The sequence below is a fragment of the Sphingomonas sp. Leaf9 genome (assembly GCF_001421355.1).
Taxonomy (GTDB): Bacteria; Pseudomonadota; Alphaproteobacteria; order Sphingomonadales; family Sphingomonadaceae; genus Sphingomonas.
The window spans coordinates 301712-315775 of the sequence record NZ_LMKC01000004.1 but is presented as its reverse complement, the minus strand read 5'-3'; the positions used below and the strand labels follow the sequence as shown (position 1 = coordinate 315775).

At 65.3% G+C, this 14064-nt stretch carries 15 protein-coding genes; 2 read left to right on the top strand and 13 right to left on the bottom strand.

Annotated features, from left to right (window positions below):
• Positions 1–33 precede the first annotated feature (33 nt).
• From ASE58_RS12435 to tldD, 8 genes are all read right to left on the bottom strand, one after another.
• Positions 34–963, bottom strand: coding sequence for a bifunctional riboflavin kinase/FAD synthetase (locus tag ASE58_RS12435; RefSeq protein WP_055821772.1), 930 nt, complete (start codon positions 961–963; stop codon positions 34–36).
• Between the two features lie 9 nt (positions 964–972).
• A complete protein-coding gene (locus tag ASE58_RS12430; protein WP_055821769.1) occupies positions 973–2187 on the bottom strand; it encodes a dipeptidase in 1215 nt (404 codons plus the stop codon).
• Positions 2188–2228: 41 nt separating this feature from the next.
• Positions 2229–2708, bottom strand: a complete 480-nt coding sequence (locus ASE58_RS12425; protein ID WP_055821766.1) for a dihydrofolate reductase — start codon at positions 2706–2708, stop codon at positions 2229–2231.
• Positions 2705–3499: a thymidylate synthase gene (locus tag ASE58_RS12420; protein ID WP_055821764.1), complete on the bottom strand. Its 795-nt coding sequence runs from the start codon at positions 3497–3499 to the stop codon at positions 2705–2707. The genes ASE58_RS12425 and ASE58_RS12420 overlap by 4 nt, the downstream gene beginning before the upstream one ends.
• A 279-nt stretch (positions 3500–3778) precedes the next feature.
• Positions 3779–5125 (bottom strand): ammonium transporter, encoded by a 1347-nt coding sequence (locus tag ASE58_RS12415; RefSeq protein WP_055822395.1) that lies wholly within the window; start codon positions 5123–5125, stop codon positions 3779–3781.
• An 11-nt stretch (positions 5126–5136) separates the two neighbouring features.
• On the bottom strand, positions 5137–5475 hold the full coding sequence (locus tag ASE58_RS12410) for a P-II family nitrogen regulator (RefSeq protein WP_055757464.1): 339 nt from the start codon (positions 5473–5475) through the stop codon (positions 5137–5139).
• A 146-nt stretch (positions 5476–5621) separates the two neighbouring features.
• Positions 5622–5834 (bottom strand): putative signal transducing protein, encoded by a 213-nt coding sequence (locus ASE58_RS12405; RefSeq protein WP_055821760.1) that lies wholly within the window; start codon positions 5832–5834, stop codon positions 5622–5624.
• Complete coding sequence (tldD, locus tag ASE58_RS12400) at positions 5834–7255, bottom strand: metalloprotease TldD (RefSeq protein ID WP_055821757.1); 1422 nt, start codon at positions 7253–7255, stop codon at positions 5834–5836. The genes ASE58_RS12405 and tldD overlap by 1 nt, the downstream gene beginning before the upstream one ends.
• Positions 7256–7445: 190 nt before the next feature.
• On the opposite strand from tldD, the gene ASE58_RS12395 reads away from it, so the two are divergent.
• Positions 7446–7673 carry a hypothetical protein gene (locus ASE58_RS12395; RefSeq protein WP_200909358.1) on the top strand — a complete coding sequence of 76 codons (228 nt, stop codon included), beginning with the start codon at positions 7446–7448 and terminating at the stop codon, positions 7671–7673.
• Positions 7674–7927: 254 nt separating this feature from the next.
• On the opposite strand, the gene ASE58_RS12390 is transcribed toward ASE58_RS12395, so the two are convergent.
• Complete coding sequence (locus tag ASE58_RS12390; RefSeq protein ID WP_055821748.1) at positions 7928–8155, bottom strand: zinc-finger domain-containing protein; 228 nt, start codon at positions 8153–8155, stop codon at positions 7928–7930.
• A gap of 81 nt (positions 8156–8236) precedes the next feature.
• On the opposite strand from ASE58_RS12390, the gene ASE58_RS12385 reads away from it, so the two are divergent.
• The gene (locus tag ASE58_RS12385; RefSeq protein ID WP_055821745.1) at positions 8237–9172 is read left to right on the top strand and encodes an ABC transporter ATP-binding protein; all 936 of its coding nucleotides are present in this window, start codon (positions 8237–8239) and stop codon (positions 9170–9172) included.
• Between the two features lie 498 nt (positions 9173–9670).
• Here the strand turns inward: ASE58_RS12385 and ASE58_RS12380 are convergent, their stop codons facing one another.
• The 4 genes from ASE58_RS12380 to ASE58_RS12365 all read right to left on the bottom strand — a co-directional run bounded on the left by ASE58_RS12380 (position 9671) and on the right by ASE58_RS12365 (position 14042).
• Complete coding sequence (locus ASE58_RS12380) at positions 9671–10654, bottom strand: toll/interleukin-1 receptor domain-containing protein (protein WP_055821742.1); 984 nt, start codon at positions 10652–10654, stop codon at positions 9671–9673.
• A gap of 287 nt (positions 10655–10941) precedes the next feature.
• Positions 10942–11550, bottom strand: a complete 609-nt coding sequence (locus ASE58_RS12375) for a hypothetical protein (RefSeq protein ID WP_055821739.1) — start codon at positions 11548–11550, stop codon at positions 10942–10944.
• A gap of 212 nt (positions 11551–11762) precedes the next feature.
• Positions 11763–12563: a hypothetical protein gene (locus tag ASE58_RS12370; RefSeq protein WP_156347726.1), complete on the bottom strand. Its 801-nt coding sequence runs from the start codon at positions 12561–12563 to the stop codon at positions 11763–11765.
• Positions 12564–13094: 531 nt separating this feature from the next.
• Positions 13095–14042 (bottom strand): hypothetical protein, encoded by a 948-nt coding sequence (locus ASE58_RS12365; protein WP_156347725.1) that lies wholly within the window; start codon positions 14040–14042, stop codon positions 13095–13097.
• Positions 14043–14064 lie beyond the last annotated feature (22 nt).

Here is a 14064-nt window from a genome sequence, read left to right as displayed (position 1 = left end):
CGAGTGTGAACTTCGTGAACTTTGGCCGTAGATTCAGCAGGCCAGGATAGCCCGCGCGCGCTCACAATCCGCCGCCATCTGCACCTTCAGCGCATCCAGCGACTCGAACTTCGCCTCGCCGCGCAGAAACTCGATCAGCGCGACCTCGATCACCTGCCCGTACAGATCGCCGTCGAAATCAAAGAAATAGGGTTCGAGCAGCTCGACCGGCTCCCCTTCGATCGTCGGCCGGATGCCCAGATTCGCGGCCCCCTGCAGCATCCGCCCGTCGGGCAGCCGCCCGGTCACCGCATAGATGCCGTAGGCCGGGCGCAGATAGCCGCCCATCGACAGGTTCGCGGTCGGATAGCCCAGCTGCCGGCCGAGCTTCGCGCCATGTTCCACCACGCCCTCGACCGCGAACGGCCGGGTCATCAGCGCCGTCGCCTTACGCGGGCGGCCGTCGCGCAGCGCATCGCGGATGCGCGACGACGACACCACCGCCTGTCCGTCGCCGACCGGGGCCACCGTCTCAGCGGTGAAGCCATGGGCCTCGCCCAGCGCGCGCAGCGTCGCCACATCGCCGCTGCGCGCCTTGCCAAAGGTGAAGTCGGTGCCGGTCACGACTCCGCCGACCCCCATCAGCCCGACCAGTCGCTCGGCCGCGAAATCCGCCGCCGACAGCCCGGCCAGCGCCGCGTCAAAGCGGAATACCAGCATCGCATCGGCCCCGGCGGCGGCGAACAGCCGCTCGCGCTGGTCGAGGCTGGTCAGGCGCAGCGGCGGCAGGCCCGGCTGGAAATAGCGGCGGGGATGCGGGTCGAACGTCGCGACGATCGCCGGCCGCCCCTCGGCCCGCGCGCGGTCGACCGCGCGCCCGACCACCGCCTGGTGCCCGACATGAAACCCATCGAAATTGCCCAGCGCGACGATGCCGCCGCGCAAAGGACCGGGCACCGCCGCGCCCCCGTCCAGACGCTGCATCGCCGCCCCTTAGCGGGCGGGGGCTGCCGGCGAAAGGGGCTGCATCCCGGCGCGCAGCACCCGGATCGCATTGCCGCCCATCACCTTGTCCACCTCGTCCCGGCCGAGTCCCGCCTGTCGCAGCGCTTCGGCGACCAGTCCGACCCACGCGGTATCGAACCCGGTCGTCACCGCCCCGTCGAAATCGGACCCCAGCGCCACATGGTCGATGCCGGCGATGGCGCGGACATGGACGATGGCCTTGGCGATCGCCGCCGGATCGGTCGAACACACCGCGCCCGCCCAATATCCGATGCCGACGACGCCGCCGGTCCGCGCGATCCCGCGCACCTCGGCATCGGTCAGGTTGCGGTTGACCCGGCACGTCGCCTGCACCCCGCCATGGCTCGACACCACCGGCCGCCGCGCGACCTTCAGCACGTCGGCGATGCCGGCATGGCTCAGATGCGCGACATCGACGATCATGCCCCGGTCCTCCATCCGCGCGACCACCTGTCGCCCGAACGGGGTCAGCCCGCCCTTGGCGCGGCCGTGCATCGATCCGGCGACCTCGTTGTCATAGAAATGGGTCAGGCCCGCCATGCGGAACCCGCTGCGAACCAGCCGGTCGAGATTGGCGAGGCTGCCCTCCAGCCCGTTCAGCCCCTCGATCGACAGCAGCGCACCGACCGGGGCAGGGCGGTTGTCGTGCAGGCGGAATGCCTTTGCCTCGCGCTCGATCAGCAGCGAATCGAGATCGGCGGCCGACCGGATCAGCCACAATTGTCCGTTCGACTGTGCCGCTGCCCGGCGCAGCTTCGTCGCATGCCACAGCGACCGGTTGAGCAGCGATCCCCAGGTGCGCACCGGCTGCAACTGCGCGATCACCAGCGGGGTGATATTGTCGCTGTCGTCGCCATTGCTGTCGTAATTCTGCCCGCGCGGCGTCTTGGTCACCGACGAGAATATCTGGAGCGCGACATGGCCGTCCTGCAGGCGCGGCAGGTCGACCTGTCCCTGCGTCCCCCGGTTCAGCAGGTCGCGCGACCATAGCAGCGTGTCGGCGTGCAGGTCGACGATCGGCGCGGCCTCGACCGGGCGCGGCTTGGCGGCCATGCGCTGGGCCAGTGCCGGGGTCGGTTCGACCTTGTTCATCGATCGCTCGACGATGCCGGGCGCCAGCGTAAAGAAGGCGGCGGCCACGATCGCCAGCAACGCCACGCCCCACCAGATCGCCCTGCGCATCCGCTCCCCCTTGCGGCACCCGTTGCGGGGCCGCCGGTCCCTTACGCGGTGGGGGCGGGGCGGAGCAATGTGACGAAGCTGTACGCCGGGCGTTCTCCCTCGCCACTGTGGTCCTCGCGCCACGCCTCGACCCAGCCGGTGAAGGGCGGGACGATCGCATCGCCCGTGGGCGCGGCATGGACCTCGGTCAGCTCGACCCGCTCGATGCGGGGCAGCAGCAGGGCGAGAATCTCCGCCCCGCCGATCACGGCGGCATCCGGCCCGGCCAGCGCCAGCGCGGCATCGGGATCATGCGCCACCTCCGCGCCCGCTGCCTGCCAGTCGCGATCGCGCGTCAGCACGATGTGCCGCCGGCCGGGCAGGGGGCTGGGGAAACTCTCGAACGTCTTGCGCCCCATCACCATCGCCCGGCCCATGGTCAGCGCCTTGAACCGCTTCAGGTCGGCGGGCAGGTGCCACGGCAGAGTGCCATCGACCCCGATCACGCCATTATCGGCCCGCGCGAGGATCACGTCGATCATATCGCCACCGCCGCCTTGATATGCGGCTGCGCGACATAATCGTGCAGCACGAAGTCTTCGAGGACGTAGCCATCGATCGCATCGGGTTTCCGCGCAATCTCCAGCCGGGGCAGCGGGCCGGGCGTCCGCCCCAACTGCTCGCGCGCCTGATCGAGGTGGTTCTCGTACAGGTGGCAATCGCCGCCGGTCCAGATGAACTCGCCGACCTCCAGATCGCATTGCTGCGCCAGCATATGGGTCAGCAGCGCATAGCTCGCGATGTTGAACGGCACGCCCAGAAAGATGTCGGCGCTGCGCTGGTACAGCTGCAACGACAGCCGGCCATTGGCGACATAGGTCTGGAACAGGCAGTGGCAGGGCGACAGCGCCATGGCGTGCAGTTCGCCCGGATTCCACGCGGTCACGATCTGGCGGCGCGATGCGGGATTGCTGCGGATCGTCGCGATCAGCTCGGCGATCTGGTCGATATGCCGCCCGTCGGCCGCCACCCAGTCGCGCCACTGCTTGCCGTACACCGGGCCCAGGTCGCCATTGGCGTCGGCCCATTCGTCCCAGATGCTGACCCGCTGTTCCTGCAACCACCGCACATTGGTATCGCCGCGCAGGAACCACAGCAGCTCGATGATGATCGATCGCAGGTGCAGCTTCTTGGTCGTCAGCACCGGAAACCCGGCCGACAGGTCGAAACGCATCTGGTGCCCGAACACCGAGCGCGTGCCGACCCCGGTACGGTCATCGGTCGGAACGCCGTCGGTCAAGGCGCGCTGCATCAGGTCGAGATAGGGGGTCATTGGGCACCTGCGTCTGGTCGGCCGTTCGTCCTGAGTAGCCATTAAGCCTGTCGAAAGGGCGTATCGAAGGACCGCGAGTGGTCGGATGCTTCGATACGGGTCTTCGACTGCGCTCAGCCCCTACTCAGCACGAACGGGGTGTGTAGCGGATACACATCCAACCGGTTCGATGCACAAAAAAAGGCCGATGCGTCGCCGCACCGGCCCAGGTGTTTTCCGCAGGAGGAAAGTGGTGACCGGGCGGCAGGGGACTAGGCCGCCGCCCGGAAGAGGAGAAACTCAGTAATTATAGGCGCGCTCGCCGTGCTCGCCGAGGTCGAGGCCTTCCAGCTCGACTTCCTTCGACACCCGGCCACCGGTCAGCGCCTTGGCGACGAACCATGCGATGGTGGTGCCGATCGAGGCCCAGACGATGGTGACCAGCACCGCGAACACCTGCACGCCGAGCTTGGCACCCATGTCGTAGTCGGCCGCACCCGGCCCACCCAGCGACGGGGCACAGACGACCGCGGTACCGATCGCGCCGATGATCCCGCCGACGCCGTGGATGCCAAAGGCGTCCAGCGAGTCGTCATAGCCGAGCTTTGGCTTGAGCACGGTCACCGCAAAGAAGCAGACGATCGAGGCGATGGCACCCAGCACGATCGCACCGAACGGGCCCGAATTGCCCGCCGCCGGCGTCACCGCGACGAGGCCCGCGATGATGCCCGAGCAGAAGCCCAGCGCCGACCCCTTGTGCCCCGAAAACTTCTCGGCCAGCATCCAGAACAGGCCAGCCGAAGCGGTGGCGACGAAGGTGTTGATCATCGCCAGACCGGCGGTGCCGTTCGCTTCCAGCGCGGAACCCGCGTTGAACCCGAACCAGCCCACCCACAGCAGCCCGGTGCCGACCATGGTCAGCGTCAGCGAATGCGGCGCCATGCGCTCGGTCGGAAAGCCCAGCCGCTTGCCCAGCAGCAGGGCGAGCACCAGCGACGACACGCCGGCGTTGATATGCACCACGGTGCCACCGGCAAAGTCGAGCGCACCCGCCTTGAAGAAATAGCCGCTGGTCGCCCACACCATGTGCGCGATCGGGAAATAGGTGATCGTCAGCCACACGATCGCAAAGACCATGACGGCGGCGAACTTGATGCGTTCGACCACCGACCCCAGCACCAGCGCGATGGTGATCGCGGCAAAGGTCATCTGGAAGCTGATGAAGACATATTCGGGGATTTCGACGCCCGGCGTAAAGGTCGCCGCCTGTGACGCGGCGGTGACGCCGGCCAGGAACGCCTTGCCCGGGCTGGCGATGAAGCCCGACAGCGTGGCGTTGGCGACATCGGGGCCGAACGCCAGCGAATAGCCGTACATCACCCAGATCAGCATCGCGAGCGACGCGACCGCGCCGATCTGCGTCATCACCGACAGCATGTTCTTGGTCCGGGTCAAACCGCCATAGAACAGGGCCAAGCCCGGCACGATCATCATCAGCACGAGGACGGTCGACACCATCATCCACGCGGTGTCGCCCTTGTTCACGGTGGCGACGGGCGCGGCGGTGGCGGCGGTCTGCGCCCAGGCCGGCAGCGCGGCGAACAGGCCCAGGCTCAGCCCGGCCAGCAAGGTCTTCGGATGTTGCATGATGCCCCCCATCACAAAGCGGTCAGATCGGTTTCGCCGGTGCGGATGCGCACGGCCTGGCCCACGTCGAGGACGAAGATCTTGCCGTCGCCGATCGCGCCGGTGTTCGCCGCGGCCTGCACCGCTTCGACCACGCGGGGCGCGATGTCGCTGTCGCACACGACCTCGATCTTGATCTTGGGCACCATGTTGGTGCTGTATTCGGCCCCGCGATAGATTTCGGTCTGGCCCTTCTGCCGCCCGAACCCCTTCACTTCGCTCACCGTCATGCCGGCGACGCCGATCTCGGTCAGTGCTTCGCGTACCTCATCCAGCTTGAACGGCTTGATGATGGCGATGACTAATTTCATGTCGCCCCCCGTGTCGCATGTTGCTCGACAAGGAGTATCGCAACGACCGTGCCAAATACGCGCAACAGCATTTACCGGGGGTTATCGCCCCGGTAGGCAGCTTAACGAGCGGTTAATTTGTGCAGCGCGTCAAAACTGCCCGTTTTTCAGGCAGTGCCATCTGCCGCGTCGACGATCGCGCGCGCCGCGTTCAGATCGTCTTCGTCGACCATCACCCGCACCGGGATCAGCAGCCAGCTGCCGTCACCGATGCTTGCCTCGCCATCGAACGCGACCGCCGGTACGCCCTCGCTTTCCAGCCGCCCGACGATGATCTGCGCCTCGACGCGCGGAAACCGCCCCAGTTCGGCCAGCGGCATCAGGCGGTGCCGCCGACGGTCAGGCCATCGATCAGCAATGTCGGCTGCCCGACGCCGGCGGGCACCGACTGCCCGGCCTTGCCGCACATGCCGACCCCTTCGTCCAGCGCGAAGTCGTTGCCGATGCCCCGCACCTGCTTCAGCACCTCCGGCCCGTCACCGATCAGCGTCGCGCCCTTGATCGGCGCGCCGATCCGGCCATTTTCGACCCGGTACGCCTCGGTGCACGAAAATACGAACTTGCCCGACACGATGTCGACCTGTCCGCCGCCGAACGATTTCGCGAAGATGCCGTTCTTCACCCGCGACAGCAGCTCGGCCGGATCGTCCCTGCCGCCGGTCATGAAGGTGTTGGTCATGCGCGGCATCGGCGCGTGCGAGAAATCCTGCCGTCGCCCGTTGCCGGTCGGCGCGACGCCCATCAGCCGCGCGTTCAGCCGGTCGTGGATATAGCCTTTCAGGATGCCGTCCTCGATCAGGATATTCTCCTGGGTCGGCGTCCCCTCGTCATCGATGCTGAGCGACCCGCGCCGGTCGGCGATCGACCCATCGTCGATCACCGTCACGCCGGGTGCCGCCACCCGCTCGCCGATCCGGCCCGAAAAGGCACTGGTGCCCTTGCGGTTGAAATCGCCCTCGAGGCCATGGCCGATCGCCTCGTGCAGCAAAATCCCCGGCCAGCCCGCGCCCAGCAGCACGGTCATCTCGCCCGCCGGCGCATCGACCGCCTCCAGGTTCACCAGCGCTTGGCGCAGCGCCACGTCGATCGCCCGGTTCCACGTCTCCGGCGCGAACAGCGACTCGTACAGGTATCGCCCGCCGATCCCGAAGCTGCCGCTCTCGCGCCGTCCGTTTGCCTCGACCACGATCGACACGTTCAGCCGCACCAGCGGGCGCACGTCGGTCGCGATAAAGCCATCGGGCCGCACGATCTCGACCACCGTCCACGATCCCAGCAGGCTCGCCGAAACCTGCACGACGCGCGGGTCCCGCGCCCGCGCCGCGGCGTCGATCGACTGGCACAGCGCCACCTTGTCGGCGAACGGGATCAGGTCGAGCGGATCGGCGGCGGTATAGAGGTGCCGGTTGTTGCCCCGCGGCGGCGGCGCCTTCGCCCCCTTCGCCGGATCGATCAGCGCCATCGTCTCGCCTGCGCGGCGGATCGCCGCCTCGGACAGCTCGTTGGCATGGGCGAACGCGGTTGTCTCCCCCGACACCGCGCGCAGGCCGAACCCGGCATGGGTGTCGTAGGATGCGGTCTTCAACCGTCCGTCATCGAACCCGAACGCTTCGGATCGGCGATACTGGAGATAGAGTTCGCCATCCTCGGCATTTGCCAGCGTCGCCTGCGTGGCGCGCAAGGCGGCGGCGGGGTCGAGGTCGCCGGAATAGAGATACGAGCGGGGATCGGTCGGGGTCATCCGGCCAATATAGGGCGGCGGCGGCGTGGGGGAATGGGGGGCATGGCTGCACCCTTGCGAGCAGCCCGATATCCGTCACACTGTCTGCATGAAGAATATTCAGGTCATCGACGGCGCATTGAATGCGACCTTCAGCATTTTCTAGGCAACCGACGAGGAATTCGCAGCGATCTTTCCCGGTGGAACGGACATGGAATTGAGCGAAGACCTTTTCGCCCGGCTGGGTCAGGAGGAAGCGGGACGTGTCCTCGGGCCGCTATGGAAACGCCCCATCCTGAAGCGCGACGCGCAGGGTATTCACGGAACGCTGTTCTACGACAACGCGGATCGCGAGATTCCGGTTAGCAAGCGAGAGGTCGATTGGGACCCGTCCTCCATCAATCCGGCGCAGCGGGCGCTGTTTGCCCGCCATAAGTAACGAGCGGATACAGGACGGATCGACCTTCCCGCACGGCTCCTGAGGGAAAGCGCCCTCTCGTCGTCACCCCGGGCTTGACCCGGGGTCCCGCTTCTTCTCCGCATCGTCGTAAAGCGGAGTCCTGGCTGGTGTCGTGGCGCGGCCGGGTGCAGCACCGCCGCGGCAAAGCCGCGTCGTCGGTCGGCAGGCAAGGGCGAGCTTGCCCGCCGCCGGCCGGGCGCGGGCCTGGTCGGTCGTCCGAACTGCGTTCGGCCTTACCGGCCCGCGCCGTCCCCATGGTCTTTCAACTGGCTGTGATCCGCCCCATCCGCCGGCCCACCGACCAGCACGAAACGCCGGTCGCAATAACCGCAATCGACATAGCCCGTGTCGTTGATCTGCAACCACACGCGCGGGTGGCCCAGCGCAGGGGCGATCTCGCCGCCGCCATCACAGGCGACGCGGGGGGTGGTGACGCGGAGGAGTTCGGGCGGAGGCAACATGGCCCCGCGAATAGCAATCGCCATCGTCCTCGACAAGTCGATGCTTCCCTTGGCCGCACCACCGGCGTATCGGCCGATCCCATGGAAACCCAAGCCGCCATCTCGATCCGCGACCTGTGCAAGACCTATGCAGCGGGGAAGGGCGGCGCGCCTGCCAAGGTCGCCTTGGACGGCGTGTCGTTCGACGTGCCGCGTGGGCAGATCTTCGGCCTGCTCGGCCCCAATGGCGCGGGCAAGTCGACGCTCATCAACACCCTCGCCGGCCTCGTGAACAAGACCAGCGGCAGCGCGTCGATCTGGGGCTTCGACATCGACCAGCATCCGCGCAATGCGAAGGCGTCGATCGGCATCGTCAATCAGGAAATCCTGTTCGACCCGTTCTTCACGCCTGCCGAAACGCTGGAAATCCAGGCCGGCCTCTACGGCGTGCCGAAGGCCAAGCGCCGCACGATGGACCTGCTGCGCGCGGTGCATCTGGCGGACAAGGCCAACGCCTATGCCCGCACGCTGTCGGGCGGCATGAAGCGGCGGCTGATGGTGGCGAAGGCGATGGTCCATGCGCCGCCCGTCCTCGTCCTCGACGAACCGACCGCCGGCGTCGATATCCAGCTGCGCAACCAGCTGTGGGACTATGTGCGCGAACTGAATGCCGACGGGGTGACGGTGGTGCTGACCACCCATTACCTCGAGGAAGCCGAGCAGCTGTGCGACCGCATCGCCATCATCAACCATGGCCGCGTCGTCGCCAACCAGCCGACCCGCGAACTGCTGGGCATGGCGCAGGAAAAGGCGGTCGAACTGACCCTCGACCGCGACCTCACTGACCTGCCCGACGCGCACTGCTTCGAAAAGGTCGAGCGCAAGGGCGACCGCCTGCTCGCCATCACCTATCGCAAGGATGTGGCCAATGCCGGCGAAGTCCTCGCGGCGGTCAGCGCGCAAGGCTACGGCATCGTCGACGTGGTGACCCGCGAGGCGGACCTCGAGGACGTGTTCCTCAACCTGACGAACAGCTGAGACGCACGACCAGGCCACTCCGTCACCCCGGACTTGATCCGGGGTCCCGCTTCTTCTTCTCCAGCGTCGGTAAGAAGCGGAACGTCGGGTCAAGCCCGGAGTGGCGAAGGCAATCCATTCGCCTTTTGTTCTTGCGCCGCCGCTCGCGTCAGCCCATTGTAACCCCACGCAATGTCGGACCCCACCCGCAAGATCATCCATGTCGACATGGACGCCTTCTACGTATCGCGCTGATCAGCGCTTCAGAAAGCGCGAATTTCCGCGGGTTTTGCGTGGCGACCAGCTTGGTCAGATTACCGAGCAATCATCAGGCAATCGTGTGTCGCGGCTGAATTGCGATCTAACTGACACGAGTTTCCGCTGTATTCGCCATTGTCGATCTTCTGCGGCGACAAAGACCATGCCGGACGGATCACCTGAAATTGCCCCCGACGCTTCCTGCCTAAGGTGCTCGCGTCGTGCAGCATCACCAACACCGCCGGCTTGGCGGCGGCACATTCAGCCGATGCGGACCCGGACGTGGTCGAGGAAGCCGTCCCAGAAGTACGCGGCGGCACCCTCCGCATCGAGCGGTCCGTCCACGTGCCTGTGCGACATGGCACTGCGGGCGCTGAACGCCAGGCCTTCCCGAGTGTCCTCCACCGGAAGCCAGTCGTTCATGGAGTTCCGGCTACTGGAGATGCCATCGTAGCTGAGGCAGAGGGCGTTCCCGAAGGTTCCTCCGCCGTACCAGATGCCGATCTGTCCCACGCGCTTGCTGTCGAGGTAGACGCTCGCGGCGAACGATCGGCTGTCGATGCGCTCGAAGTCGGTATCGATCCGAGTATCGGACGCCTTCAGTTGCGTCAGATTTCGCTCGAACAGGCCTGCCGTCGCAGCGAATCCGGCGCGCAGGAAACGATCGCGGTCCAGATCGGTGGGCTTGACCGGGATGCCGAGCGGGTTGGAAGGGACGGACACCGCCGAACGTGGTGGAGGGGTGACAACTGTGGCCTTCACTCCCCCGTCGCCCGTGCCGGCGGCGGCATGATCTGCCTTGAGCATGGCGCGGATCGCTCCGACGGCATCGTCGAACGCGGCATCGAGATCCGGCCATTGAGTGACCGGCCTGCCGTCCTTGGGCAGCGCCACGAACTCCGAAAGGGTCTGTCCGTGGCCGATCGGGACGCCCTTCCACTGACAGGGGCGCAGGATGACGGGAACGACCCGGACGGTTCCGGCCCGCTGGCGTTCGAACGCCCTCAGCATCTCCTGCTCGTAGCAGTATTCCGAATTCATGAAGTCGGAGGATACGAGGAGTATCACGATGTCGGATGCCGCCAGCGCGGCCTGCACAGTCGGATCGAGATGTTCGCCCGGGCGCAGCATGCCGTCGTGCCAGATGTCGATGAGGCCCTCGCGACGAAGCGGGGCGAGATGCCGGACGAACTGGTCCTTCAGGGCGCTGTCGGCGTGGGTGTATGAGATGAAGCCCGTGGTCATGCATCAAACGTAGTCCGGCATGACGTGAAAAGCCATGACGGGTCTGGAGTAGGCGGTCGGTCCCGAGCCCTTTTCGGGTCCCACTGACGGGAGCCGGCCTCACGGTAGGGTCGGTAGGCCTGTAGACGTTAACGACTGCCTTATCCTGGCGTTCTAGCTGTTCATCATGTCAACGTCGTCCGATGCCGATCGAGTCGTCAGCCCTGCAGCCCCCCCGGGCGACTTCGTCCACGTCCCTCTGACTATGTGGCGGTTCTGAAAAAACCGCCATCGTTGATCAGATCAAGTCAGGGACGACCTGATTGTCGCCCAAGCAGCCCACCGATTTTCTGGCGAAACCTCCGCACGATGCCCGGTGGCGCGGAGTTCGACGGCGGGAAAGCCTCGACCATCGCCAGAGCAATTCTTCTTGCCTCGGGAAGTCGCCCCGGACGAAGCGAACCGATCGATGAAAGGTACATGCGCGTCTCGCTGATGCGAGGGTCGGCAGGGTTCGTTGTCGGCAGAGCGGGCATATCGATGCCGGAAGAGATGAGCGCGGCGTTCATGGTGAGCAGTTCGTAGCGCAGGTCCAACGGCACGAAGCTGGGGTGTTTGAGGCCCAGCAGCAGCATGCGCTTCTTGTGATTCAACCAGAGTCCCGTGAAGAAATCCGGCCTGGTCTCGCTCTTGACCGTTCGCCGGATCATCCAGTCTGCAAATATCATTCCCAAGACGAAGGTTGAAATCGCCAGCACCCACTTCATGGCGATGAAAGTTAAGAAAGCGCCGGGAAGCCAATCCATCAATGCATTGATGTGTTCTTTCCCACCGAACAGGTCGAGAGCGGCCGAGAAATGATAGCTCACGACCGCACCCGCGGCGGCGGAGGCGATGGTCTTGATCGGGATACGCATTCCGATGTCATTGCTGATTTTCCCTTGCCAAATCGTTCCCGTCGACTTCCTGCACCTCCCTATCTCTACCTCGTTCTCGAAGGTTTTCGGACGATGGGCCGAGCATCTTCAGGGCCATCAAATCGACCCGTCGATCGTTGCAGTACTCGGCTATCGACTGCCGAGAACTGCCGATTTCTTGGTCTTGCCGGCGACCAAATCCTGGAATGGTTTCAGGCCGCCTCCAGCGCGCCGACCAGCATCATGCCCTTTTCGGGCGGATCCACGGCGCGCCATGCCGCCTGCAGCATCTCTGCCGGAAGTCGCCGGCCGGCGATCGTCTCGCACGCTTCGAACACCTTCTGCGGCCAAGGCAGCACGATCGTCACGGTGCCCCCGTCAGGCTGCACCGGTCCGAGCATCGTGGCGTCCCCACCTACGCCGGTCGGGCGCGTTCCCCGGAACGTGTCCGGCAGCACGAGCGAGCCGGAGGCATCCAGATGTCGGCGCAGTTCGCTGCCGGGTCCCTCGAAGGGAAGCTCGTCGAAGTGGCCGAGGATCATCCGCGCACCCGAAGCGACCTCGACGTGGTCGGCATCGATACGCCGGATGCAGACGTACGGGACATCGCAATCGTCCGGCAGCACGATGTAACGGACGTCGCGGATGGCGGCGGCCACGGCTTCGTACTCCTCCGGATAGATCGGCTCGCCCTCGGGCGGCGTGCGACCGTCCACGGTGGTCCCGTCCGGCATGAAGTAGGTGCAGTCGTCGGGCGCCCATACCATGCACATCGTCGACTTGGAGGTAGGCGCCTTCCGTGCGAGCGCATCGATGATCACGCGTCGACCGGTGTCGGTCAGCCGTCCGTCGGCGGAGATCGCTCCGGGCGCATGGAAGGCATGCGCCCGGCGGTCATCGGCGGCGACCAGCGAATTGGCGACGTCGATCGCCCAGCGGATGTTCCGCCCCACTCCCAGAGTAACCAGATGCGGGTATCCGCGCGTTGCTTCGATCCTGACCTTGGGTTTCATCTCACGTCCTCCATCGGGCCCAAAGGCCGATCATCCCCGTCCTCCTTCACCCGCAAGGCCCCCTGCGTCGCGCACTCAAGGCTGCCCGACACTTACATGTTATGGGTTCACGACATGGTACCCCCAATGTGGTGACGATGACTGAAGGGGCGGCCACATGGCGCACAGGGCTCTTGGGGCGATGTGCATATCCGTTGCGAGCAGGTCTTGGAGGTGAGCAACGATGAACCCGACCCGCTTCAGTGGTGGCGATCGGGGTCGACCGCATTCTCAGATTCAAGTGGCGAGAGTCCGGTTTCCTTCCGAAAATTAGAATCCTCCCGACTTATTGACTTTCGGGGCTTGTTCCACCACTAAGGGAATACAAGAGTGGACGTTCGGTCGGTTCGGATTGCGATTCGGGCCGTCTGTGGGTGTCCTGTGGAGCGTCGTAGTCGGGATTCCGACACATAGGGCGTTTCCGCGGGGGCTACGCCATGCAGGCACAGTTCAGAAGCTCATCTTAGTCCTTCGAGAAGGACTCCACTGTTTTCATACCAGTCGGTCGCAGGGAGTGGCGTTGAGGTGCTTGGTGTCACCTCCGTCGGCGATACCGGTAAGAACGTCCCGCAGTACGTGTCCAATACCGTCTCCATCCTTGTTCATGACATCGAAGTGCAGGCCGGGGTCGGTCTTGGCTCCGAACGAGTGGTGAGCGTTGAAGAGGTGGAACGCGTCCATGCGGCTGGCTTGTCCGATCGTCTGGACGCTAGTGTGTAGGCGGTCGGCCTGAAACGCGGTGTCCTCATCTAGCATGTAGGCACCCCTTAGCTTGCGCTTCTCCGGGTTCCTGAAGTCGGACTTGTAGAGATCGCCGTGATATCCCCTAACAATCTCATCGAACTTCGCGGGATCGGCCTGAACGTCACGGGCGATCCCATGTCCTCCGAGCTTCTGGAAGTTGCGATCGGGCATAAGGGGCGCGTGGAGCGACTTGGGCCTGTTCGAAGAGGAAAGGAGCACCGCTCGGACGGTCTCATCAAAATCGTCAAAAGCGGCGCGCAACTGCCCATCCGACGGCAATACGCGGCCGGGTAACCGCAGCATCAGCGTCGCACGTCCCAGAACTTCGAATACCTCCGCTTCGATATGTTCTGCACACACGGTCACGACCATCTGAGGCCGGGCTCTCGCGCATGCGGTAGGACCGGCAGGATGCGGTTCGCATGCCTTGCCACGCGGTCCCTCACCCGGTGGTTGACGCGAGCAGCGCTGATCGAGCTTGCGGCAGAAGTTCGTCGCGCCATCGACCCCGAATATGATGTCATTCGCGTCACGGATCAAACCGCGAAGATGCTGGTCGCGCAGATGATTCTTGGCAGGATACGGACGTGCGAGGACGCGTACGCCCCCTTCTTCATAGCTGTTCTGGAGCGTCGATGCGCGGCGCTCAACGTCACGATCGTCGAAACCGGCGAGGATGTAGAGTCGTCTCAGCATGGTCGTGGGCTCGCCGTATGGC